The sequence below is a fragment of the Clostridium sp. AF21-20LB genome (assembly GCF_003478795.1).
GTDB classification, from domain to species: domain Bacteria; phylum Bacillota; class Clostridia; order Lachnospirales; family Lachnospiraceae; genus Otoolea; species Otoolea fessa.
Genome location: NZ_QUGD01000034.1, coordinates 1 through 23,865 on the forward strand (window position 1 = coordinate 1; position 23,865 = coordinate 23,865).

Below are 23,865 nucleotides of genomic sequence, written 5' to 3' on the forward strand. Positions count from 1 at the left end.
ACGCGCAAAAATCCATTAAAAATTGCCTGCGGCAATGGGATTTTTGCCTGCTGGCCCATGTTTTCGTACGGTCAGCGCAGTAAATGCGCAGACCTACTGAACAGTTACGGAATATCTATACTTAATAGAAGGGCGTCCACCGGTCTGGTAATCGATCATGCTGACCAGTTCGTTGGTTTCGACTAAGTAATTTAAGTACCGCCGGACTGTAATACGGGACAAATGAACCTGTTCCGAAATCTGTTCGCTGGACCAGACCTCCTCCGGATGTTCGGAGAGGAAGAGGCGGATCAGTCCAAGGGTGCGTTCATTTAGGCCCTTTGTCAGCGGAGCGCTCTGGGAGGAGACATCCGGGACGGAGAAGAGGCGGTCGATCTCCGCCTGTCCCAGATCAGAAGCGGACGCCGATGTTTTCAATTCCTCCTGACGTTTCGCAAATCGTTCCAGGGCAGCTTTGAAACGGTCATATTCAAATGGTTTGACGAGATAATCGGTGACGCCGCGGGAAATAAGCCGGCGGACGGTCTCTGCGTCGTTGGCAGAGGTTACCATGATGATCGCAGGGGTCATGCCAGCCGCGTGGAGCTGGTCGATAAATTCGTCGCCGTTCATCTGAGGCGTGTAGTAGTCGAGAATAATCAGGTCAACCGTGCAGTTCTGCAGATACTGCAGGGCAAGGATGCCGTTTTTGAAAGTTGCCTCCACGTGAAAAGAGGAGGTCAGCTCGACGTACTGTTTATTGATGGATGCAACCATCGGATCATCTTCTATAATAATGACTTTATACATTAGATTCTGTCTCCTTTCGGGTAAATGTCAGGGTGAAGCAGGTGCCCTCGCCAGGCTCTGTGTCGATATCGATGGTTCCACCGTACTCCTCCATCAGCTCATGAACCAGGAAAAGCCCGGTTCCGCGGTTCTCGCCCTTGGAGGAAACACCTTTTTCAAAAATATGATCGAGCAGCTCCGGTTGTATGCCGCGCCCGGTGTCCTCGCAGGTGATGATGTTGACGTCTGGGCGGCAGTAGATGCCGATGTGGATCTCGCGCGGACTTTCAGATGCGTTAATGACATCCGGACTGGCGGTGTGATCGTGGCTTAGCTCTTCAATGGCATTTTCCATCAGATTGCCGAGAATGGTGACAAATCCTTCCACCGGGATCAGCAGATCATGGTCGCGGCAGGTGCTGTCGGCGCTGACCTGCAGGCGGATGCCAAGCTCGGCGGCGTGCATCATTTTCCCGATCACAAGCGCACAGATTTTCGGAACGCGGATGCAGTTGGCTGTCTCACGGACGGACTGGCTGGAGACAAGGCTGCTGTTGGTGATAAAATTCATCGCCTGCTGAATCTCCCCGGTCTGTAGGTAGCCGAGAATGATGTGCAGCTTATTTAAAAATTCATGGTTGAACGCGCGCAGCGTGTCCAACATATTGTGGGCGCCGGAAAGCTCGTCGGAGAGACGCAGGAGGTCGGTGCGGTCAAATAAAACGACCAGGACACCCCGGCGCGCCTGTTTGCCGCGTCCATGGATCGGCACCTCCTTGACGATGAGCTGGCGTCCGGCGAAGCTGATGCTCTCGTGCGTTACACTTTCGCCGGTTTTTATGACCTGATCGAAAGCGGTCTGTGGAAACAATTCCTGAATCGTTAAGTGGGTGAGCGGAGGTTCGTTTGCAGGACGACCGAGTATCGTGGAAACTTTCTGGTTGGCAAAGAGAATTCTGCCGTCCAGATCGGTTGCGGCAAGTCCCTCGTCGATCATATTCATTACCTCATCCTGGCGGGTATAAATATTGACGAGTTCTTCCGGGTCATATCCCAACAGGGAGTCGCGCAGCAGGGAGAACATTGTGTGCGTCAGGGAAATGCTGACGATCATCATGATCAGGAATATAATTATATAAAAGAACAGCAGACTGCGGTGCTGGGCTGACAGAGTAGCGGTGAACAGGGAAACCATCACAAAACCGACGATCTCTCCGTCGCTGTTTTTTACTGCGTGAAAGGCGCGCCGCTGCATGCCGTGCGTGCCGTAGCCGGTTGTGATATATGGATCACTTCCTGCCAGAATAGCGTCCTCGTCACCTGCCACGTAGGAATCGCCGGTTTTCAGACGGTTCGTGTGGTAAAAGCGCAGTCCGTTTTTATCACTGATGACGATGACATTGATATCTGGTATATTCGAAGAAAGAGAATCCAGGTCGCGGGTCACGGTGGAATCAGGATAGCCGTTTTCCAGCATGGCGGCGACATCCGGAATTGCAGCAATATAAGAAGCAGTACCGCTGATCAGCTTGTCCATATCCTTTCGCTGCCTGGAAATATCAAAAAACAGAGTAAAACCGAGTGAGATGAGCACCAGGGTAGCGGAAAGGAGCAGAAAGGATCGGTACAGATTCTGTTCCAGCGCTGATTTTCCTTCCTTTATCTTCATATATAAAACCTCCGGAATTTATTTGATGTAGGAAATGAGTTGATCCGGTCTGCAAAATGTGTAAACCAAAACGATGATTAAAGTTATTATAGTAAAAAAAGAAACGATCTGCAAGAAAGTGTGGAGGTTTACAAGGCGCTGGATGGCGAATTGCAAAGTGGCCGGGTTATTGTTCACGGGTAGGCACTTTTGGAACCGAAAGTGCCGTAAGAAAACGTGGTGGCAGCAGGAATTTGCCGTATTCAAATGCGAAGCCACGGAAAAAGGTTGAAAAACAAGAAGAGATCGATTAAAATGAAAATAGTTCGAATTAGAGCATTTGGTTAAAAAATTATGCAAAATTAAGGCTGTCAGCACAAAATTCCATTTAAGGTATGACAATCCGTCGAAGTTGTGCGCAGCAAGAGAGAAAATACTGAATATTTGCTGCAAAATTTACAAAAAACCACTTGCTATTTTAGGAAAAGTTGGGTACAATACAAACAGGGTTGATTAATATTTAACAATCATGAAGATGAATTTCTAGGAGGAATGAGATCATGGCAGTAAAAGTTGCAATTAATGGTTTTGGTCGTATTGGTCGTCTGGCTTTCAGACAGATGTTTGGCGCTGAGGGTTACGAAGTCGTAGCTATCAACGATCTGACAAATCCGAAAATGTTAGCTCACCTGTTAAAGTATGATTCTGCTCAGGGCAGATACGATGGACATACGGTAGAGGCTGGCGAAGATTATATTGTAGTAGATGGCAAGAAGATTACTATCTACGCAAAGGCAAACGCTGCTGAACTTCCGTGGGGCGAGATTGGTGTAGACGTAGTTCTGGAGTGTACCGGATTCTATACATCCAAGGCAAAAGCACAGGCTCATATCGATGCAGGTGCTAAGAAAGTCGTTATCTCCGCACCGGCAGGCAATGACCTTCCGACTATCGTATACAATGTAAACCACAAGACACTGAAACCGGAAGATAAGATTATCTCCGCAGCATCCTGTACAACTAACTGCCTGGCTCCGATGGCTAAGGCATTAAACGACTATGCTCCGATTCAGTCCGGTATCATGTCCACCATCCACGCTTACACAGGCGATCAGATGATTCTGGACGGACCGCACAGAAAAGGCGATTTAAGAAGAGCAAGAGCAGGCGCTGTCAACATCGTTCCGAACTCCACCGGTGCTGCAAAAGCGATCGGTCTGGTTATTCCGGAATTAAACGGCAAGCTCATCGGTTCCGCACAGCGTGTTCCGGTTCCGACTGGTTCCACTACTATTCTGACAGCCGTTGTTAAGAAAGCTGACGTTACCAAGGAAGCTATCAACGAGGCTATGAAGGCAGCTCAGACTGAGTCCTTTGGCTACAACGAGGATGAGATCGTTTCTTCCGATATCGTAGGTATCCGCTATGGTTCCCTGTTTGATTCTACACAGACTATGGTATCTCCGATCGGTGATGACTTATATCAGGTACAGGTTGTTTCCTGGTATGACAACGAGAACTCCTACACAAGCCAGATGGTTCGTACAATCAAATACTTCGCAGAGCTGGCATAATTTTATCGATTCGATAGAAAATCATAAGGATTCAAGATGGGTCCGGTCCTCGGTCGGGACCGGATCCATTTTTCTTTATTTCATAGGAAATAGCGTCCTATGAAACAAAAAACGCTCCGCGAGGATGCGCACTCGCGCGAAGCAGAAACATGTCGCAAGCGACCGCGCTCGGCGCGAGAATGTGCCAAGGCACATTCTTTTTCAAATGTAAAGGAGACAGGATATGCTGAATAAAAAATCCGTGGATGATATCAATGTAAAGGGCAAACGCGTTCTGGTACGCTGTGATTTCAACGTACCGTTAAAAGAAGGAAAGATCACCGATGAAAACCGTCTGGTGGCAGCGCTTCCGACGATCAAAAAACTGATTGCGGACGGTGGAAAGGTAATTCTCTGCTCTCACCTCGGCAAACCGAAGGGAGAGCCGAAGCCGGAGCTGTCTCTGGCACCGGTAGCCGTTCGTCTGTCTGAACTTCTGGGACAGGAAGTGAAATTTGCAGCCGATCCGGAAGTGGTTGGACCGAACGCAAAGGCAGCCGTTGAGGCGATGAAGGATGGCGAGGTTGTTCTGCTTGAGAACACCCGTTACCGTGCCGAGGAAACCAAGAACGGTGAGGCGTTCAGCAAGGATCTGGCATCCCTGTGTGATGTCTATGTGGACGATGCATTTGGTACTGCACACCGCGCACATTGCTCAAACGTAGGCGTGACCCAGTATGTGGACACCGCAGTAGTTGGTTACCTGATGCAGAAAGAGATCGATTTCCTTGGAAATGCAGTAGATAACCCGGTCCGCCCGTTCGTTGCCATTTTAGGCGGCGCGAAGGTAGCCGATAAATTAAACGTTATCTCCAACCTGCTGGAGAAGTGCGACACGCTGATCATCGGCGGCGGCATGGCATTTACCTTCTTAAAAGCACAGGGCAAGGAGATTGGTAAATCCTTAGTCGATGATACAAAGTTAGATTATTGCCGTGAGATGGTAGAGAAGGCAGCGAAGCTTGGCAAGAAACTGCTTCTTCCGGTTGATGCAGCTGTAGCAGCATCCTTCCCGGATCCGATCGATGCACCGATCGAGGTACAGAATGTATCGGTTGACGCTATCCCGGCTGACACGATGGGACTTGACATAGGACCGGAAACTGCAAAGCTGTATGCAGACACCGTAAAATCTGCTAAGACAGTTGTATGGAACGGACCGATGGGTGTATTTGAGAACCCGACTCTTGCACAGGGTACAATCGCAGTTGCAAAAGCACTGGCAGACACCGAAGCGACCACGATCATCGGTGGCGGCGATTCTGCAGCAGCGGTCAACCAGCTTGGATTTGGCGACAAGATGACCCATATTTCTACCGGCGGCGGCGCTTCCCTGGAATTCTTAGAGGGAAAGGAGCTTCCGGGCGTAGCGGCAGCGAATGATAAATAAATAAACAAACAGAAAAGAGGAATAGAATAGTCATGGCTAGAAGAAAGATCGTAGCAGGCAACTGGAAAATGAACATGACGCCGTCGGAGGCAGTAGCTCTGGTAGAACTTCTGAAGCCGCTCGTTGTTTCGGAAGATGTAGACGTTGTATTCTGCGTACCGGCGATTGATATTATCCCGGTTGTAAAAGCGTGCGAGGGAACCAACATCGCAGTTGGCGCTGAAAATATGTATTTCGAGGAGAAAGGTGCTTACACCGGCGAGATTTCCCCGAATATGCTGACCGATGCAGGCGTTAAATACGTGATTATCGGACATTCCGAGCGCAGAGAATACTTTGCAGAGACCGATGAGACGGTCAATAAGAAGGCACTGAAAGCATTTGAGCACGGTCTGACCCCGATCATTTGCTGCGGCGAGACTCTGACCCAGAGAGAGCAGGGCATCACGCTTGACTGGATCCGCCAGCAGATCAAGATCGCATTCCAGAATGTGACCGCAGAGCAGGCAAAGACAGCTGTGATCGCATACGAGCCAATCTGGGCGATCGGTACCGGCAAGGTAGCGACCACCGAGCAGGCTGAGGAAGTGTGCGGCGCGATCCGTGCGTGCATCAAGGAAGTGTACGATGAGGCGACCGCAGAGGCGATTCGCATTCAGTATGGCGGTTCCGTATCCGCAGCATCGGCTCCGGAGCTGTTTGCACAGCCGGATATCGATGGCGGTCTGGTAGGCGGCGCATCCTTAAAGGCAGATTTTGGAAAGATTGTAAATTATAAATAAGAGATGAGCAAAAGGGGGCTGTCGCACGTGTGAGGCGTGGCAGTCCCCTTTTTGCCAGTAAAAAAGAAGGTGAAGGTTTTGAACTGAAACAATCAAAATTGTTGGTTCATCCGGTTGTTTCAGAAAAAACGGTTCATTTTATGGAAGGAAAGGAAGAAGAAAGAGATGAAAAAAAAGCCAACCGTATTAATGATTCTCGATGGATATGGCATGAGAGATACCTGTGAGCACAATGCCGTGTGTGAGGCGAAGACACCGATCATGGATCAGCTGATGAGCCAGTGCCCGTTTGTGCGCGGCAATGCCAGCGGTCTGGCGGTCGGTCTGCCGGACGGACAGATGGGTAACTCGGAGGTTGGACATTTAAATATGGGTGCCGGACGTATCGTATACCAGGAGCTGACCCGTATCACGAAATCAATCGAGGATGGCGATTTCTTTGAAAATCCGGAATTTCTGGCAGCCGCAGACACCTGCAAGAAGAATAATTCCGCCCTGCATCTGTTCGGACTGGTATCAGACGGCGGCGTTCACAGCCATCTGACTCATTTATTCGGACTTCTGGAGTTTGCAAAACGTCAGGGACTTAAAAAAGTGTATGTGCACTGCTTCCTGGACGGACGTGATACACCGCCGACCTCCGGCAAGGAGTTCGTAGCAGAATTAGAGAAGAAGATGCAGCAGCTTGGCGTCGGCGAGGTGGCTTCCGTGATGGGACGCTACTATGCGATGGACCGTGATAAAAACTGGGATCGTGTCCAGAAAGCTTACGATGTGCTGACAAAGGCAGAGGGCGAGAAAGCAGAAAGTGCGTGTGCAGGCATTCAGGCATCCTATGATAAAGAGGTAAACGATGAGTTCGTCGTACCGTTCTATGTAGAGAAGGACGGAAAGCCGGTTGCCACGATTCAGGATGGCGATTCCGTCATTTTCTTCAACTTCCGTCCGGACCGTGCAAGAGAGATCACCCGCGCATTCTGCGATGAGGGATTTACCGGATTTGCGAGAGAGAAGAAGCTTGACCTGACGTTTGTATGCTTTACCGATTACGATGAGACAATCGGGAACAAGCTGATTGCGTTCAAGAAGGAAGAGATTAAGAACACATTTGGAGAGTTCCTGGCGGCGCACCATATGACGCAGGCACGTATCGCCGAGACCGAGAAATATGCACACGTAACATTTTTCTTCAACGGCGGCGTGGAAGAGCCGAACGAGGGCGAGGACCGCATTCTGGTTCCGTCTCCGAAGGAGGTTCCGACCTACGACCTGAAACCGGAGATGAGCGCACCGATCGTGTGCGATAAGCTGGTGGAGGCGATCGAGTCCGGCAAATATGATGTCATCATCATCAATTTTGCAAACCCGGATATGGTAGGTCACACGGGCGTGGAGTCGGCTGCGATCAAGGCGATTGAGACCGTCGATGCCTGCGTAGGACGTGCAGTTGAAGCCATCAAGCAGCCGGAGGCGTTCTCTTTATCTGCGCCGATCACGGTAATGCAGAGGTGATGGTCGATGAGGCAACCGGCGAGCCGTGGACCGCTCATACGACCAATCAGGTACCGTTTGTCCTGGTCGGCGCTGACCCGGCGTACAAGCTGCGCGAGGCGGACGTCTCTGCGATATTGTGCCGACGCTGATTGAACTGATGGGACTTGAGAAGCCGAAGGAGATGACGGGAGAGTCGCTGTTGGTGAAATAGGGAGAATTTTCGAATATATTAGGAAAGTATAAATATAACCGTCAATAAGAATCGGGAAAACTGCCATAAAGCAAGAAAAGATCATGAACAGAGAAATGGTCGGGGCTTGTTTTGTGGCAGTTTTTTGTTCACAGGTAGGAATTTTCTGAACTGAAAATCCCGTGAAAATCCCGTTACTTCTCTCTTCCATTTCATAAGAAAATAGGATAAAATAAAACCATCTATGTGAACCGCTCGGAGGCTGTTCCAGGGCAGACATTTTTAGAAAAGAAAGTGTTATGCGGAAAGGAAAATAGGATGGCAGCAGATTCACAGGGAAAACAGGAGGAAACAAGCATGAAGGTAGCGGTTGTTACAGACAGCAACAGCGGAATTACACAGGCACAGGCGAAAGAGATGGGCGTATATGTCCTGCCGATGCCGTTTATGATTGATGGAACCGAGTATCTGGAAGATATAAATTTGACACAGAAGGAATTTTACGAGCATCTGAGCGGGGATCACGATGTGAGCACATCCCAGCCGTCCCCGGAGACGATCTTAAATCTCTGGGAAAAACTTTTGGAGGAATACGATGCAGTTGTGCACATTCCGATGTCCAGCGGGCTTTCGAGCTCCTGCCAGACGGCAAAGATGCTGGCAGAGGATTTCGACGGAAAAGTACAGGTGGCGGATAATCACAGGATTTCCGTGACCCAGCGCCGTTCGGTGCAGGATGCGCTTGACATGGCGGCAGCCGGCATGGACGCGGAGGCGATTTGCAAAAAGCTGGAAGAGACAGGTTTGGATTCAACTATTTATATCACGGTTGACACATTAAAATATCTGAAAAAGGGCGGTAGAATCACACCAGCGGCAGCAGCGCTCGGAACACTTCTCCGTTTAAAACCGGTTCTGACGATACAGGGCGAGAAGCTGGACGCATTTGCGAAGGCGCGGACGATGAAACAGGCGCGTTCCATGATGATCACGGCGATCACCCGCGATCTGGAAAATCGGTTTGATGATATGACGGGAGAAAAAACGTATATTGATGTAGCGCATACCGACAATGATGAGATGGCGCAGGAGCTGGCAGCCGAGCTTCGGGAACTTTTCCCGGAGACGGAAGTCCGTGTAGAGCCGCTGTCCTTAAGTGTAGCCTGCCATATCGGACCGGGAGCGCTGGCGATTGCGGCAACGAAGAAGCTTGAAATCGGATCGTTGTTGTGAGAAACGCAGTTACGGAGCAGCATTTCGGGGTTAAAGTTCACAGCCAATGTCAGGAAGTTAAGCAACGCAAAGAGCGTGTGAACTGTAATCGTTCAGGACAGGAACATGAGAAGAATAGCAGAACATAAAAGAAAGATATGGAAAGCGATGGAGCACACGATTGGGATGCGAATCCCGCTGTTCCTCGCCTTTCTGATCCTGACGCTGGTTCCGCTTCTGGTACAGGTTCGTTTTACATCGGGGTATTTTTACCAGAGCCACGTGGAAGAACGGATGGCGGAAGCGCAGAACCGGTGTCTGATTTTAGCAAACAAGATACGCAGCAGTGATTATATCAATGTACTGCTGTCGGGAAATCCAAATCCGGCGCTGGATGCGGAACTTAGTACAACGGCGGATCTGATGAACGGAAGAATCGTGCTGGTGGACGACAGCTTTAAAATTTTGAAAGACACATTTGGTCTTTCCAGAGGGAAAACGCTGGTTGTATCGGATGTGTTAAAGGCATTTGACGGGGAAACTTCCAGCTATCTGAACCAGAAGAAAAAGTATTTCTATGTAGCGCAGCCGATTCAGGCAAAAAGCATGGATGCAGCGCCGATCGATTCGGATGTGGCAGCCGGAAATGGGAAAAATACGGCAGGCGTGCAGGGAGTCCTTCTTCTGATGGCGTCCACGGAAAATTCGGTGCTTTTGCAGGAGAAAATTGTGCAGAAGACGGGATTTTTGCAGCTCGTTATGTTCTGTTTTATTCTGATCGCAGATTTATTGGCGGCGGCTTGCCTGCTGAAACCATTCCGCCGCCTGCAGCAGCAGCTCGATATGGTGGCAGAGGGAAATCTGGATCAGGATATTGATGTAAAAACATATCGGGAGACGCGGGACATTTCGGAGGCAGTCATGCAGACCATCCGGAAGCTGAAAAACCTGGATCAGTCGCGTCAGGAGTTTGTTTCCAACGTGTCGCATGAGCTGAAAACACCGCTGACTTCGATAAGGGTGCTGGCGGATTCTCTGATGGGGATGGAGAACGCCCCGGCGGAGTTATATCAGGAGTTTATGCAGGATATTTCGGCGGAGATTGACCGCGAGGGCAAGATTATCGATGATCTGCTGACGTTAGTCAAAATGGATAAATCATCGCCGGATCTGAATATTGCCCAGACTTCGATCAATGGTCTTCTGGAACAGATTTTAAAACGTCTGACCCCGATCGCGAAGCGGCGGAACATTGAGATCACGTATGAGAGCAAGCGGGAAGTATCGGCGGATGTGGACGAGGTAAAATTGAGCCTGGCACTTTCGAACCTGGTGGAAAATGCGATCAAGTATAACCGCGAAGAGGGAAAAGTCTGGGTGACGCTGGATGCTGACCACAAGTTCTTTTATGTGAAGGTAGAGGATAATGGCGTGGGAATCCCGAAAGAATTCCAGGAGCGCGTATTTGAGCGTTTTTACCGTGTAGATAAGGCGCGCTCACGCGAGACAGGCGGTACCGGGCTGGGGCTTGCGATCACGAAGAATATTATTCTTCTTCATCAGGCGCGATCCGCCTGAAGAGTGAAGAAGGCAAGGGAGCAACCTTTACGGTGCGGATTCCGTTGAATTATATTCCGTAGACAGCGTGGTTCTGGGCGGTTTAGAGGTTCGAGATGGTTGCTGGTGCTGTAGTGTTCGAATATTTCGGTGTTTGAATGCTGTCGTGTTCGAATGTTTCAGTGTTTGAATGTTGCGGTATTTGAGTGTTGCAGTGTTCGAATGTGAGGTCAGGGAAATGTCTATTGTGAGATAGATTGCAAAATAACAACAGGAAATAATAAATGGAGAAAATAAGAAAAAAAAGCTCTGGAAAACGGGCAGGAAGCGTAAGTTCGTGGCTGATCCTTTGCCTGGCATGTCTGCTTCTTCTGAGCGGATGCCGAAAAAAAGAAGAGGTGCATCCGACGGCGGGTGAGGACGGCGTCTATCAGATTTATTATCTCAATTCGACGCGCACGGGGCTGGCGAGTGTTTCCTATCAGACGGAGACGGCGGACGCTGAGATCCTGATCGGGGAGCTGGCGGGGCAGATCCTTGCGGCACCGGAAAACCCGGAGTATCAGGCAGTTTTAAGCGATAAGGTTGAATTCCTGGATATTAACCGGGACAATAACGTGCTGACGTTGAATTTTAATCAGGAATATATGAATACGAAAGCGTCGCGGGAGATTCTGTGCCGGGCGGCGCTGGCAAAGACCTTTACACAGGTTAAGGGAGTCGATTATATCAGCATTAATTGCGAGGGACAGCCGCTCCTGGACACACATGGAAACCCGGTGGGCGCGATCGCAGGAAGTGATTTTGTAGACAGTATTTCGGATGTCAATTCGTATGAAAAAGTAGAGCTGACCCTGTATTTTGCCAATGAAGAAAAAGATGGTCTGGTGGCAGAAAAACGGGAAGTATTTCACAGTATGAACACGTCGCTGGAACGCCTGGTAGTGGAACAGCTGCTGGCAGGTTCCCAGAATGGCGGGCTTTCAGTGATGCCGAAAAATACAAAGGTATTAAACGTATCACTGACAGATAATACCTGCTATGTCAACCTGGATAGCAGTTTTATTTCCGGGGATATCGATGTGGCGGAGTATATTCCGATTTACGCGATCGTCGATTCGCTGACAGAGCTTCAGACGGTAAATAAAGTACAGATCACGGTCAATGGCTCGGCAGATGTGACGTACCGGAATGTGATTTCGCTGGTGCAGCCTCTGGAGAGAGAGGAGAAGTATATTGTGAAGTAACTGTCAGACAGAATCTATATGCCATATTTGGAAGAGAGCAGCAATGGGATTTTGTTGATGTTTTGTAGAATACAGGAAAAGAGGAATTGAATATCAAACGACCGGTAATGTGGATGATGGTGGCTTTCGTACTTGGAGAGGTCGCAGCGTACCAGATGGGCATGACGGTGTGGTTTATAATTGCAGCAGCGCTTTTTTTGCTTGCAGTCATAAAAACAGCAGAAGGACGGGTAGATTCGGACTTTCAGACAGACGCAGAACGCGTCTGGAATTGGAAAGATCCGATGATGTGCCGTGTCTTTCTGCTGTTTTTCTGTTTCCTGGCAGGATGGGGACGGATGACGGTGGAAATGCGCCCGGATGCGCTGGAACGGATGGTAACGCAGAAGGGTGGTTCGGCAGAGGTGGCGATATCTGGAACACTGGATTCTATTTCGGAAAAAAATGGGTGGTGTACGATGATTTTGACGGGGGTGGAGGTAGAGGATGAAAGTGTAAGAAAGGTACTGATATCGTGTAAAAGCGATTTACTGGAGATGTGTGAAGAGAAAATTCTGCCACCCTGCGGAAGTCAGATTCATCTGACGGGAACTGCTGAGTTTCTGGAAGAAGCGCGCAATCCGGGGCAGTTTTCGTATCGGATGTATTATCGGGGACTAGGAATCAGAAACCGGGTGACGGCGGATCGGATTTTTATTTCAGAAGGAAAAAGTTCCCCTCTCCGAAGTCAGGCAGAATGCTTCCGGGCGTACACGACGGCTGTTTTTCAGGAAATCTGTGATCCAGAAGATGCAGGGATTTTCCAGGCAATTTTGCTGGGGGATAAATCTGGGTTATCGGAAGAACTGCGCGAACGGTTTCAGGATAATGGGATTGCACATATTCTGGCAGTCAGCGGGCTTCATGTCTCTTTGATTGGCATGAGCGTTTACAGCGCACTGCGTTTTTGGGGCATATCGTATGGATGGGCGGGACTGGGTGCTTCAGCGCTTCTTACCTTTTATGGTTTTGTAACCGGATTTGGAGCATCGGTATTCCGGGCGGTATTTATGGTAGAGGTGTCCTGTCTGGCGGCATATCTGGGGCGGAGTTACGATCTGCTGAGTGCGCTGTCGCTGTCTTTGATTTTGCAAGCGTGGCAGTCGCCGTATCTGCTCTTTTCGGCAGGATTGCAGCTTTCCTATGGCGCGGTTGCCGCGATTGGGCTGGAGACGGAGCGGCTGCGGAAAGTGGGAAAAAAGAGAAAAGAGCGGGAAGAGGAGGAACAAGAGAAAGAGAAAAAGAAAGGATATGAAACATTCATGCTCAGCTCGGCAATTCAGCTTTATACGATGCCGATTCAGCTGTATCACTATTTTACATTTCCGATATTGGGAATTTTTCTGAACCTGATCGTGATTCCGCTTCTCACGTATGCAGCCGGAAGCGGTCTGCTGGCGCTTGGAATTTACAGTATAGCGTTTGTGGGAGGAAAAATGGGGGGAATGGGCGGATGCAGCAGCATTGCGGGAGTGCTTTCGGCTTTTGGGGGTGCAGCATCAGGAATATCAGAAATACCAGAAATATTCAGAATAGCGGCAAGTGCATGTACGGGTCCGGGGCATTATATTTTTCAGTTGTATGAATGGCTTTGCATCCAGGTGGAACGCGTGCCGTTTCATTCCATCGTGGCAGGACGCCCGGAAATGTGGAAAATAGGGATGTTTTATGTGGCGCTGGGGATTCGATATGTGTGGAGTGTGGGAGAAGCAAGAGATAATTTAGAGAGAAAAGGGATTTTTCTGTTTCCAAAAGAATGGAATGCACCGGAAAAAAATAGTGTATTTATTGCTGTGGCGGTAGTCTTTTTAGTAGTTCAGCCTGTTCATGGCTTTCAGATCTGGTTTCTCGATGTAGGACAGGGCGACGGCGTCTTTCTGCGGACGCGGGATGAGGCAATTCTTTCGGACTGTGGCAGCAGCCAGGATAAAAAAATCGGGAAAAATGTGCTGGGACCATTTTTGAAAAGTCAGGGAATCCGCACGCTGGACTGGATTCTGGTCAGCCATGCGGATGCGGATCACACGAACGGGATCGAGTGGCTTTTGAAGGAGGAGGCAGATATCCGGGTGCGGAATCTGGCATTTCCGGCGGCGGGAAAAGGGCAGGAAGCATATAAAAAACTGGAAACTCTTGCGAGAAAACGGGGTGCGGAAGTCTATTATCTGCATCGGGGAGAAACGGTGCGGGCGAAAAGCCTGGCGCTTCGGTGCCTGTACCCGGAGTCGGGGGAAAAGCCAGTCGAGGAGCGAAATAGTCATTCACTGGTGTTTGATGTCACGTATGGAAAGTTTCGTATGCTTCTGACAGGAGATATTGGAGTGGAGGACGAAAGGAAGATTCTGGCGGTGGAAGAGGACAAAAAGAGGGAAAAAGTGACACTGTTAAAAGCTGCACACCATGGTTCGAACGGTTCCTCCTCAGAGGAGTTTTTGGAGTGCTTTTCCCCAGCTTTCACGGTGCTCTCGTATGGAGAGGGAAATACTTACGGGCATCCGGCACCGGAGGCGGTGGAACGTCTGGAACAGACGGGAACGGAGATCTGGAGAACGGCGGATTCAGGGGCAGTGAATGTGTGGACGGACGGGAAACGTATGTATATCAAGGGATATAAGAAACAAGATTATGGGAAGGAAAGAGATAAAAACAGATAAAAAACTAATTGTCAACTATATAAAAATAATAGGTTGACAATAGGAAAAGGCTATGTTATGCTTGCAATCAGTTCTGCATCTGTTTCGACTACCCGGGATCTGGAACGGCCGCTGCTGTTTTAGATGGTTGGAACAGGGGTTGCGGAGAGAAATTTATGTACATGTGCGAGAATAGAATGGCTTCGGATGCCTGAAATCATTCAGATAACCAAGGAGGAAAAAGGTTTGAAACACATGAAGACAAAGGATTTAGTTTTGTGCGCGATGTTTGTCGCACTGATTGCAGTGGGAGCATTTATCAAGATACCGGTTCCGGTGGTTCCATTTACATTGCAGTTTTTATTTACGATGCTGGCGGGTCTGCTTTTAGGTCCGGTCAACGGGGCGCTGGCGGTTGTGGTTTATATCGTATTAGGTTTAATTGGACTTCCGATTTTCACTCAGGGCGGCGGACCGGGATATATTTTCCAGCCGAGTTTTGGATATATCATTGGATTTGCGGTTGCGGCGTATGTGAATGGTAAGATTGCCAATGCCAAGACGCATCCGAGTTACCGGCGCCTGCTGGGAGCTAATTTTCTGGGACTTTTTATTGTCTATGCATTTGGAATGATTTATTACTACGTGATCAGCAATTTCTATCTGAATTCGCCGATCGGCGTAGGAGCGCTGTTTTTATATTGCTTTGTTCTGGCAGTTCCGGGCGATATCGTGCTCTGTATTGTGGCTGCCATCATAGGAAAACGGATGATTCCGCTGATTCAGGGAGGGAGACTTGGATAAAAGATGAGCAAGGGGATTTTTATAACAGGTACGGGAACGGATATTGGAAAAACGTATGTGACAGGATTGATTGTGAAAAAACTGCGGGAGAGCGGCGTGAATGCGGCGTATTATAAAGCGGCAATGAGCGGCAATGAGCGGCGTGCGGATGGAAGCCTGATTCCAGGAGATGCCCTGCAGGTAAAAACAATGTCGGGAATCGGGCAGCCGCTTGAGGAAATGTGTCCGTATGTGTACGAGACGGCGGTATCGCCGCATCTGGCATCCCGCCTCGAGGGCAACCCGGTCCAGATGGAACGGGTGCTGGAAGATTTTCACAAAGTCTGTGAAAAATATGAGTATGTGACGATGGAAGGAAGCGGCGGAATTCTCTGTCCACTCTGCATAGACGAGGCGGATATCCGTCTTTCAGAAGTAGTAAAAGCGTGCGGGCTTGGCTGCCTGCTGATTGCAGATGCGGGGCTTGGGACGATCAATGGCGTGGGGCTTACTGCCTATTATCTGAAACAACAGGGAATTGCCCTGAAAGGAATTATTTTCAATCATTATGAGACGGGGAATCTGCTTCATGAGGATAACCGGAAAATGTGTGAATATTACACTGGCATTCCGGTTGTTGCCTGTGTGGCGGATGGGGATACGGAGCTTTCCATGGATGTGGAGACGCTGAAAGGGCTGTATGCGTAAGACAGAAGATAAAGGAGAAGAAAAATGATCTGGTATCCATATGAACAGTTAAAAACAATGAAAGCACCTTATGAGATCGTGGATGCGAACGGGGTATATCTTTACACGAAGGATCAGAAGCTGATTGATTCGGTTTCATCCTGGTGGAGTGTGATTCATGGATATAAACATCCGGTGATCAATCAGGCAATTATTTCACAGGTAGAAAAATTTTCTCATGTGATGCTGGGCGGCCTGACGCATGAGCCGGCGCGCAGACTTTCAGAAAAACTGGCGTCCTGGCTGCCGGGCGATCTGGACTACTGCTTTTTTTCAGATTCCGGCAGCGTGGCGGTTGAGGTAGCGCTGAAAATGGCGCTGCAGTATTATATGAACCGCGGTGATGAGAAGCGAACGATGATTCTGGCACTGGAACACGCGTACCACGGCGATACCTTTAAGACGATGGAGGCAGGCGATGATGAGGACTACCATTTTGTGCTGAAAGCCTATGGTGCAAGCCCGTATGTGGTTCACATTCCGACTGAGATCCCGGCGCTGGAGAAAGCATTTGAACAGTATCATGACAAGTTGAACTGCGTGCTGGTGGAACCGCTTTTACAGGGTGCTGGCGGAATGCGGATGTACGACATTTCATTTTTGGAGAAGGCAAGAGAACTCTGTGATAAGTACGGCGTGCTGCTGGTTTTTGATGAGGTGGCAACCGGATTTGGCAGAACCGGAAACCGCTTTGTGGCAGATCGGGTGCTTCCGGATATTCTGGTTCTCGGAAAGGCATTGACCGGCGGTTACATTGGTCATGCGGCGACTGTGGCAAATAAAAAGGTATTTGATGGATTTTTCGATGATAACCCGGAACATGCGCTGATGCACGGACCGACCTTCATGGGGAATGCCCTCGCGTGCAGTGCAGCGCTTGCCTCGATCGAGCTGTTTGAAACGCAGAACTACATGGAAAAGATTCAGAAGATCGAAGCTATCACCCGTCGGGAGATGGAAGGATTTACCGATCCGAGAATCAGGGAGGTCCGCATGATGGGCGGATGTGTCTGTGTCGAGGTATATGATCCGGCAGTCCTGAAAGGGTATCAGGAATATGCGTACAAACGCGGCGTGTTCAGCCGTCCGTTCTTAAATTATCTGTACGCGATGGTTCCGTATATTATCAAGGAAGAAGAGCTGGTGCAGGTGCTTCAGTGCATGAAAGACTGGTTTGCGCGGGGATAGGTAACGAAGAAACGTAACCGTTCACAGGCAGGAATTTTCTGAACTGAAAATCCCGTTACTGGGAACACATGTGTGAACAGTGAAACATCTACATTAGAATAAAAATCTTAGAATAAAAAAAAATTAAGTATTTCTTTCTGAATGAATTTCATTTATGATAAAAGGAATGGAGTATTGTTTTAAGAAACGATACATGGATTGTGTTGCCTGCGATTGTGAATGGATAGGACAGAAGCAATCAGAATTCTAGTATAAAACTTACATTCGGGGAGAAATTAATATGAAAGAACAAATGAAGAAAATAGCGCTGCTATCGCTGTCATTGATACTGACATCGGCGTATTCTGTTTCGATCGTGCTGCCATCGCTGCTGCAGCATTTCAGTGAATATACAACCGCACAGGTGGAGATGTTGATCTCAGCACCGTCGTTTGCGATCACTGTCATGATCGTGCTGAATGCATGGCTGTCGCGTTATATGAAAGACCGTCCAATGATTGTGGGCGGTCTGCTTCTTTTATCGGTCAGCGGCATGGTACCGGTGTTTGTACAGGAATATCCGGTGATGTTCGCGTCCAGGATTTTCCTGGGGATCGGGATTGGGCTCATTAATGCGAAAGCAATCAGCATTTTCAGTGAATATTATGAAGGCAGGGAAAAAGCGGCGCTGCTCGGATACCGCGGATCGGCGGAGGTGCTGGGAAGCGCGGTTATGACGCTGGTTGCTGGAAAATTGGTGTTGATCCGGTGGAATCTGGCATTTTGGGTGTACGCGCTCGGATTTGTGATTGTACTTCTGTATCTTGTATGGGTTCCGGGGAATATGGAGATGGGACAGAGTGCAGGCTCACAGAGTGCAGGGGCAGAGAAAGAAAGTCTGGAAGCGGAGGCAGATGGAAAAAGAGAATGCTGGAAAAAAGAAGTCCTGCCCATTGCTTATGCACTGTTTGCGGGATTTGTCATCTGCATCTACTGTTCCAATTCCCTGCGTGTCCCGATGCTGATTTTGGAGAAGAAACTTGGAACGGAGTCGGAAGCCAGCATCATTCTCACGCTCATGATGCTGATGGGAATAGCTGCCGGTGTTTATTTTGGAAAACTGACGATGTGGTGGAAGGAAAAATTGCCGGGGGTTGGATGCCTGATGCTTGGAGCGGGGATGCTTCTGACCGCATATGCGGGCAATCTGCCGCTGATTGGAATTGGCATTAGTATCGTTGGATTTTTCTATACCGTTCTGGTTACCTATTCCTTCCACCAGATTTCCGAGCAGATTCCGCAGTCTTCTATCAATACAGCCACATCAATCGTGCTGGTCGGCTGCAATCTGGGAGCGGCGTGTTCGCCGTTTGTGCTGAAATGGATGGGAAGATTCAGTGAGGGCGTGAGCGTGCCGTTTGTGGGGTATGCGGGGATGATGGGAGTATTAGGAATCGTTCTGATAGTAGTCACGGGAAGAAAGAAATAATACAGTAAACCAATAATAGGAATGACGGCAAAATCTGCAACCAGAACTGTATCGTACGGAATCTTCAGTTTAGAAAATTCAGAAAATTCCTACCTGTGAACAGTTATCTGAAATCGAACGTTTGTACTGATTTGTTCTGCTTTTATGTATACATTCATGAGTGGATTTGGTATAATAGAAATACTTAATGGGATTTTTTGTGTACTAGGAAATTCCTTGGAATCCCCTATTACACAAAAAGGCACATTCTTTATTTGTGAATTATATCAAATCAGGAGAAAGCAATGGATCATTTTGAGTTGGTATCAGAATACAGCCCGACCGGCGACCAGCCGCAGGCGATTGAAAAGCTGGTGGAGGGCTTCAAGGAAGGAAATCAGTTCCAGACATTACTGGGTGTAACGGGCTCTGGCAAGACGTTTACGATGGCAAATGTGATTCAGAAGCTGAATAAGCCGACGTTAATTATTGCACATAATAAGACGCTGGCAGCCCAGCTTTATTCGGAAATGAAGGAATTTTTTCCCAATAATGCGGTGGAATACTTTGTTTCTTACTATGACTACTACCAGCCGGAGGCTTACGTCCCGTCCACGGACACATACATCGAGAAGGATTCCTCTATCAACGACGAGATCGATAAGCTGCGGCATTCAGCGACGGCGGCGCTGTCGGAGCGGCAGGATGTGATTATTGTGGCATCGGTTTCCTGTATCTATGGTCTGGGAAGCCCGATCGATTACAAAAACATGGTTATTTCCCTGCGTCCGGGCATGGAGAAGGACCGCGACGAGGTCATTCACAAGCTGATCGACATTCAGTACAGCCGGAATGACATGGATTTCAAGCGAGGTTCGTTCCGGGTGCGCGGCGATGTGCTGGAGGTATACCCGGCGTATTCGGGCGGCGATGCGTACCGGATTGAGTTTTTCGGGGATGAGGTAGACCGGATCACAGAGATTGACACGCTGACGGGCGAGATCAAGGCGCAGTTAGGACATATCGCGATCTTCCCGGCATCGCATTATGTCATTCCGAAAGAGCGGATGGAGATTGCGGCAAACAATATTTTAGAGGAAATGAAGGAGCAGGTCGCTTACTTTAAGAGTGAGGATAAGCTTCTGGAGGCACAGAGAATCGCGGAGCGGACGAATTTTGATGTGGAAATGATGCGGGAAACAGGCTTCTGTTCCGGTATCGAGAATTATTCGCGCCATCTGATTGGCTCGAAACCGGGAGAGCCGCCGTGTACACTGATGGATTATTTCCCGGATGAATTTCTGGTGATTGTGGACGAGTCGCACATCACGCTGCCGCAGGTGCGCGGTATGTACGCGGGCGACCAGTCGCGCAAGAAAACGCTGGTGGAATATGGCTTCCGCCTGCCGTCGGCGCTGGATAACCGACCGTTAAATTTTGAAGAATTTGAGAGCAAACTGGATCAGATTCTCTGCGTTTCAGCAACACCGGGCGAGTATGAGGCGGATCATGAGCTTCTGCGGGCAGAGCAGGTGATCCGTCCAACGGGACTTCTTGATCCGCCGATTGAGGTAAGACCGGTCGAGGGACAGATCGACGATCTGATTTCGGAAGTCAACCGGGAGGTGGAGCGAGGGTTTAAGGTGCTTGTTACGACGCTGACAAAGCGGATGGCAGAAGACCTGACCGACTATATGCGCGATGCGGGAATCCGCGTCAAATATCTGCATTCGGATATTGACACGTTGGAACGCGCCCAGATTATCCGGGATATGCGTCTGAATGTCTTCGATGTGCTGGTCGGCATCAACCTGCTTCGTGAGGGTCTGGATATCCCGGAGATTGCGCTGGTGGCGATTCTGGATGCGGATAAAGAGGGATTCCTGCGTTCGGAAACGTCCCTGATTCAGACGATCGGCCGTGCAGCGCGAAATTCCGAGGGGCATGTTATCATGTATGCAGATTCGATCACGGATTCGATGCGGGCGGCGATCGAGGAGACGGAGCGAAGACGCGCGATTCAGCAGGCGTACAATGAGGAACATCACATCACGCCGACGACGATCAAGAAAGCTGTCCGGGATCTGATCACGATCTCGCAGGCAGCCGAACCGGTGACGAATAAGGTAACGAAGGATCTGGAATCGATGGATCGCCAGGAATTAGAAAAACTCGTAAAGGAACTGACGAAGAAGATGAATCAGGCGGCAGCCGAGCTGAATTTCGAGGAAGCGGTCGTGCTGCGTGACCGTATGGTGGAGGTCAAGAAAATGTTGCTGGATTTGGAAAATTCGTAAATCAGAGGGTGATTGGTATGGAATATGGCGCGCTGATGGAGATGGCGGTCCGGGCGGGGGAGATCATGCTGGCGAGTGGAGCGGAGGTCTACCGTGTGGAGGACACGATTCACCGTATTTTAAAGCATTCAGGGATTGCACGGGCAGATGTGTTTGTCGTGACGACGGGGATCGTGGCGACGATTGCGGATGCATCACTTCCGCCGCTTACCTTGGTAAAACGGGTGGAAAACCGGGCAACGAATTTGAACCGCATCTATCAGGTAAACAATGTTTCAAGGGAATTTTGCAGCGGAAAATTGTCTGTCGGGGAGGCGCAGGAACGACTGGATCGGATTGCTAATACGACATTATATGGATTCTGGAAGAAATGCATTGGCTATGCGGCAACGACGGGATTTTTTGCGGTGATGTTTGGAGGCGGTCCGGGCGAATGCCTGGTGGCGGCTGTCGTGGGAGTTGTTCTTGCGTTTGTCCTGCGGGCGGCGTCCAACCTTATGCTGAATGATTTCTGTCAAAATGCACTTGGCTCGTTTGCGCTGGCGGTTGCGGCGTATCTGCTGCGCCGTGGGGCATTTCTGGGAATGAGCCTGGATGTAGTGATTATCAGCGCAATCATGCCGCTGGTGCCTGGGGTCACATTTACGGCGGCAATCCGCGATACGCTGAATGGAGATTACAGTTCGGGAGTCGCGCGGATGGCGGAGGCAGTCGTGGTGGCGCTGGCGGTTGCGTCGGGCGTCGGTCTGGCGATCGTGGCAGTCCGGCTGGCGGGAGGATCGGTATGACAGAGATGATAAGAGAATTGATGATCCAGAGCGTGGGGGCATTTCTGGCGGTTTTTGGTTTTTCCCTGCTGGTCGATATGCCGCGGAAATATCTGGTTTATGCGGGCATTACCGGAGGTGCCGGATGGCTGGCGTACCTGGTATCGATGCAGGTGGGAACCTCGCAGGTGGCGGCGGCATTTTTTTCCAGTCTGGCAGCGGCTCTGCTGAGCCAGGTATTTGCACGCGTGTTAAAAGCGCCCGTCACGATCTTTCTGGTGGCAGGAATCCTGCCGACGGTGCCGGGCGCATCGATCTACCGGAGCGTCTATTTTCTGATACAGGGACAGACAAAATGGTACAATTTTTATCTGATCCAGACGATCCAGATAGCGGGGGCGATGGCGGTTGCCATCTTTATTGTGGATTCACTGTTCCGTCTGCTCCGGAATAAAGCGTCGTAGTGGAACTGGGCGGCAGGTAGAGACAGCCCTGAATCCTGCTAAAATAATAAATATGATCTGACAGGCGGTCTTCAGCGGGCACATCCGACTGATTGATCGCCTGAACCATTTCATTGAGTTCTTCCGGCGGAAGAGAGACGCTGCTGGGAGTGAGAAGCACTTCATGGATGCTGGACGGAAGGATAATCAGATCTTCGCCCAGGCTTTCGGCAAACTCTTTTAAGACGCGGGGATAGAGCATGCAGGCAGCGCCGTTGATGCCGCGCGAATTTGTCAGAACGTAGAGAGCGACCGATGGAAGAGCTTCCGTTTCAACGATGTCCTCCATTTCGAGCTGATTGAGGGTGGATTCGATGGAGTTGATGTGGTACGGCAGCATGCGAGGTGTATTTTCTTCCGCCAGTATGCCGAGCTCTTCCAGAGAAATATCCCACAGGGCAAGATGGTCGCTGTGTACCAGGGTCGTCATCTGCCCCTCCTCATTGTCAGTGAGGATCAGATAGAAAACGATCGCCAGATCGAGATACGGAATATGCGGGACGTGGGAGAGAAGCACCTTATTTTTAGCGGCGTGGATCAATTTGTAGGCAATCCGGCCGCGTACGGCATCAAAATCACGCAGTTCCTCGCAGATATCCTCCGAAAATCCTGGATTTGTCTCATACACCATCAGGATCTGATCGGTAATAATGGAGAGCGGCATCCCTTCCTCCGCTTCATTATAGTAGGCGTTCAGATAGACAGTCGGTGATAACCGTGAGCCAGGTTTCGTAAAGCTCAGCCCGTCGAGCATTAGTCCATTATTTTTCAGAACCCGCCGCAGGGAGACGTTGGCTTTTTTGTTGAGGCGCGTCTGCACCATCGACTGGATTGTTTTCAAAAAAGTTTCATAGACCATAGAGTACCTCCTGAAATAAAATTGCAGATAGGGGATGCCCGCTTGCTCATGTAGGTTATGAATTTCAGCAAAATGAGAAACAGTTTCCCCGTGTGAATAAGTTTTAAGGAATCAAATCAAGAAGCAGTCATGAAGTTTGAGATGTGAAGAAAGATTGCTTAGTGATTAAAAAATAAATAAAAAGTTCAGAGTTTTAGCGTTTACCTTTTGAGTGCGTAAGTATGAAAATGGTCATGGAAATCATCGAAAAAACTGAACATGAGAATCGCAGGAACCAGTAAGATGTGAAAAAATTGCCTGCATATAAAGAAGCAGGTGCCAAATGCACCGATATCATGATTATACTGGAAAATGGGAAGATTGGCAAGAAAAATAACAGGGGAAAAGTGAAGTTCTGGTTGCGGATTTGTTGCTGTTCACGCATACGTTCCCAGTAACAGTTTGCATGACGCTCATAATGTGTGAACGATGGTAAATAAAGAGATAAGATGGCGCGACTGCGAGATGAAAACTAATAGCTGGCATTCATGGTGGAAATAAAACTGAAAAATAACAAGAAAATACAAAATTAGTATTGACAAAATGCGACATATGTATTAGAATAAAACCATCAAAAGAAACAAGAAATAAAACAAAAAAAGAAGGGAGCTGATTCCACCGAAAACATAAAACTGGTTCAATTTTTTAATAAAAAAATTGAA

18 protein-coding genes and 1 pseudogene are annotated in these 23,865 nt (G+C 49.2%); 16 read left to right on the forward strand and 3 right to left on the reverse strand.

Going from position 1 to position 23,865, the window contains the following annotated elements; genetic code table 11:
• Nucleotides 1-93: 93 nt before the first annotated feature.
• Together DWX76_RS12775 and DWX76_RS12780 are read right to left on the reverse strand one after the other, a co-directional pair.
• Entirely contained in the window at nt 94-789 is a 696-nt protein-coding gene (locus DWX76_RS12775) for a response regulator (protein WP_118570816.1), read from the reverse strand.
• Complete coding sequence (locus DWX76_RS12780; protein WP_118523238.1) at nt 782-2,437, reverse strand: ATP-binding protein; 1,656 nt, start codon at nt 2,435-2,437, stop codon at nt 782-784. The genes DWX76_RS12775 and DWX76_RS12780 overlap by 8 nt, the downstream gene beginning before the upstream one ends.
• Before the next feature lie 539 nt (nt 2,438-2,976).
• Between DWX76_RS12780 and gap the strand changes: the two genes are divergently transcribed.
• From gap to DWX76_RS12855, 16 genes and pseudogenes are all read left to right on the forward strand, one after another.
• On the forward strand, nt 2,977-3,990 hold the full coding sequence (gap, locus tag DWX76_RS12785) for a type I glyceraldehyde-3-phosphate dehydrogenase (protein ID WP_022359484.1): 1,014 nt from the start codon (nt 2,977-2,979) through the stop codon (nt 3,988-3,990).
• A gap of 223 nt (nt 3,991-4,213) precedes the next feature.
• Nucleotides 4,214-5,419, forward strand: a complete 1,206-nt coding sequence (locus DWX76_RS12790; RefSeq protein WP_118492330.1) for a phosphoglycerate kinase — start codon at nt 4,214-4,216, stop codon at nt 5,417-5,419.
• Nucleotides 5,420-5,451: 32 nt separating this feature from the next.
• Complete coding sequence (gene tpiA, locus DWX76_RS12795) at nt 5,452-6,201, forward strand: triose-phosphate isomerase (protein WP_118570817.1); 750 nt, start codon at nt 5,452-5,454, stop codon at nt 6,199-6,201.
• 29 nt (nt 6,202-6,230) lie between these two features.
• Nucleotides 6,231-6,428, forward strand: a complete 198-nt coding sequence (locus DWX76_RS13850) for a hypothetical protein (protein WP_147353867.1) — start codon at nt 6,231-6,233, stop codon at nt 6,426-6,428.
• A pseudogene (gene gpmI, locus DWX76_RS12800) lies at nt 6,367-7,906 on the forward strand (2,3-bisphosphoglycerate-independent phosphoglycerate mutase). The gene DWX76_RS13850 and the pseudogene gpmI overlap by 62 nt, the downstream one beginning before the upstream one ends.
• 336 nt (nt 7,907-8,242) lie before the next feature.
• Nucleotides 8,243-9,118, forward strand: a complete 876-nt coding sequence (locus DWX76_RS12805) for a DegV family protein (RefSeq protein WP_118492364.1) — start codon at nt 8,243-8,245, stop codon at nt 9,116-9,118.
• A gap of 105 nt (nt 9,119-9,223) precedes the next feature.
• Entirely contained in the window at nt 9,224-10,675 is a 1,452-nt protein-coding gene (locus DWX76_RS12810) for an ATP-binding protein (protein WP_412694073.1), read from the forward strand.
• A 263-nt stretch (nt 10,676-10,938) separates the two neighbouring features.
• Nucleotides 10,939-11,901, forward strand: a complete 963-nt coding sequence (locus DWX76_RS12815) for a GerMN domain-containing protein (protein ID WP_118570818.1) — start codon at nt 10,939-10,941, stop codon at nt 11,899-11,901.
• 86 nt (nt 11,902-11,987) lie between these two features.
• Complete coding sequence (locus tag DWX76_RS12820; RefSeq protein ID WP_147353868.1) at nt 11,988-14,594, forward strand: ComEC/Rec2 family competence protein; 2,607 nt, start codon at nt 11,988-11,990, stop codon at nt 14,592-14,594.
• 234 nt (nt 14,595-14,828) lie between these two features.
• Nucleotides 14,829-15,377 (forward strand): biotin transporter BioY, encoded by a 549-nt coding sequence (locus DWX76_RS12825; protein WP_233430256.1) that lies wholly within the window; start codon nt 14,829-14,831, stop codon nt 15,375-15,377.
• 3 nt (nt 15,378-15,380) lie between these two features.
• The gene (gene bioD, locus DWX76_RS12830) at nt 15,381-16,064 is read left to right on the forward strand and encodes a dethiobiotin synthase (protein WP_118570820.1); all 684 of its coding nucleotides are present in this window, start codon (nt 15,381-15,383) and stop codon (nt 16,062-16,064) included.
• A gap of 24 nt (nt 16,065-16,088) precedes the next feature.
• Nucleotides 16,089-17,291 carry an adenosylmethionine--8-amino-7-oxononanoate transaminase gene (gene bioA / locus DWX76_RS12835; RefSeq protein ID WP_022359179.1) on the forward strand — a complete coding sequence of 401 codons (1,203 nt, stop codon included), beginning with the start codon at nt 16,089-16,091 and terminating at the stop codon, nt 17,289-17,291.
• A gap of 280 nt (nt 17,292-17,571) precedes the next feature.
• Nucleotides 17,572-18,759 (forward strand): MFS transporter, encoded by a 1,188-nt coding sequence (locus DWX76_RS12840; RefSeq protein WP_118467273.1) that lies wholly within the window; start codon nt 17,572-17,574, stop codon nt 18,757-18,759.
• 284 nt (nt 18,760-19,043) lie between these two features.
• On the forward strand, nt 19,044-21,035 hold the full coding sequence (gene uvrB / locus DWX76_RS12845) for an excinuclease ABC subunit UvrB (RefSeq protein WP_118570821.1): 1,992 nt from the start codon (nt 19,044-19,046) through the stop codon (nt 21,033-21,035).
• A gap of 17 nt (nt 21,036-21,052) precedes the next feature.
• Complete coding sequence (locus tag DWX76_RS12850; RefSeq protein ID WP_107001060.1) at nt 21,053-21,823, forward strand: threonine/serine exporter family protein; 771 nt, start codon at nt 21,053-21,055, stop codon at nt 21,821-21,823.
• On the forward strand, nt 21,820-22,266 hold the full coding sequence (locus DWX76_RS12855; protein WP_227589434.1) for a threonine/serine exporter family protein: 447 nt from the start codon (nt 21,820-21,822) through the stop codon (nt 22,264-22,266). The genes DWX76_RS12850 and DWX76_RS12855 overlap by 4 nt, the downstream gene beginning before the upstream one ends.
• Here the strand turns inward: DWX76_RS12855 and DWX76_RS12860 are convergent.
• Nucleotides 22,220-23,164 carry a DUF5688 family protein gene (locus DWX76_RS12860; protein WP_118570822.1) on the reverse strand — a complete coding sequence of 315 codons (945 nt, stop codon included), beginning with the start codon at nt 23,162-23,164 and terminating at the stop codon, nt 22,220-22,222. The two genes, DWX76_RS12855 and DWX76_RS12860, sit on opposite strands and share 47 nt — an antisense overlap.
• Between the last annotated feature and the right edge of the window lie 701 nt (nt 23,165-23,865).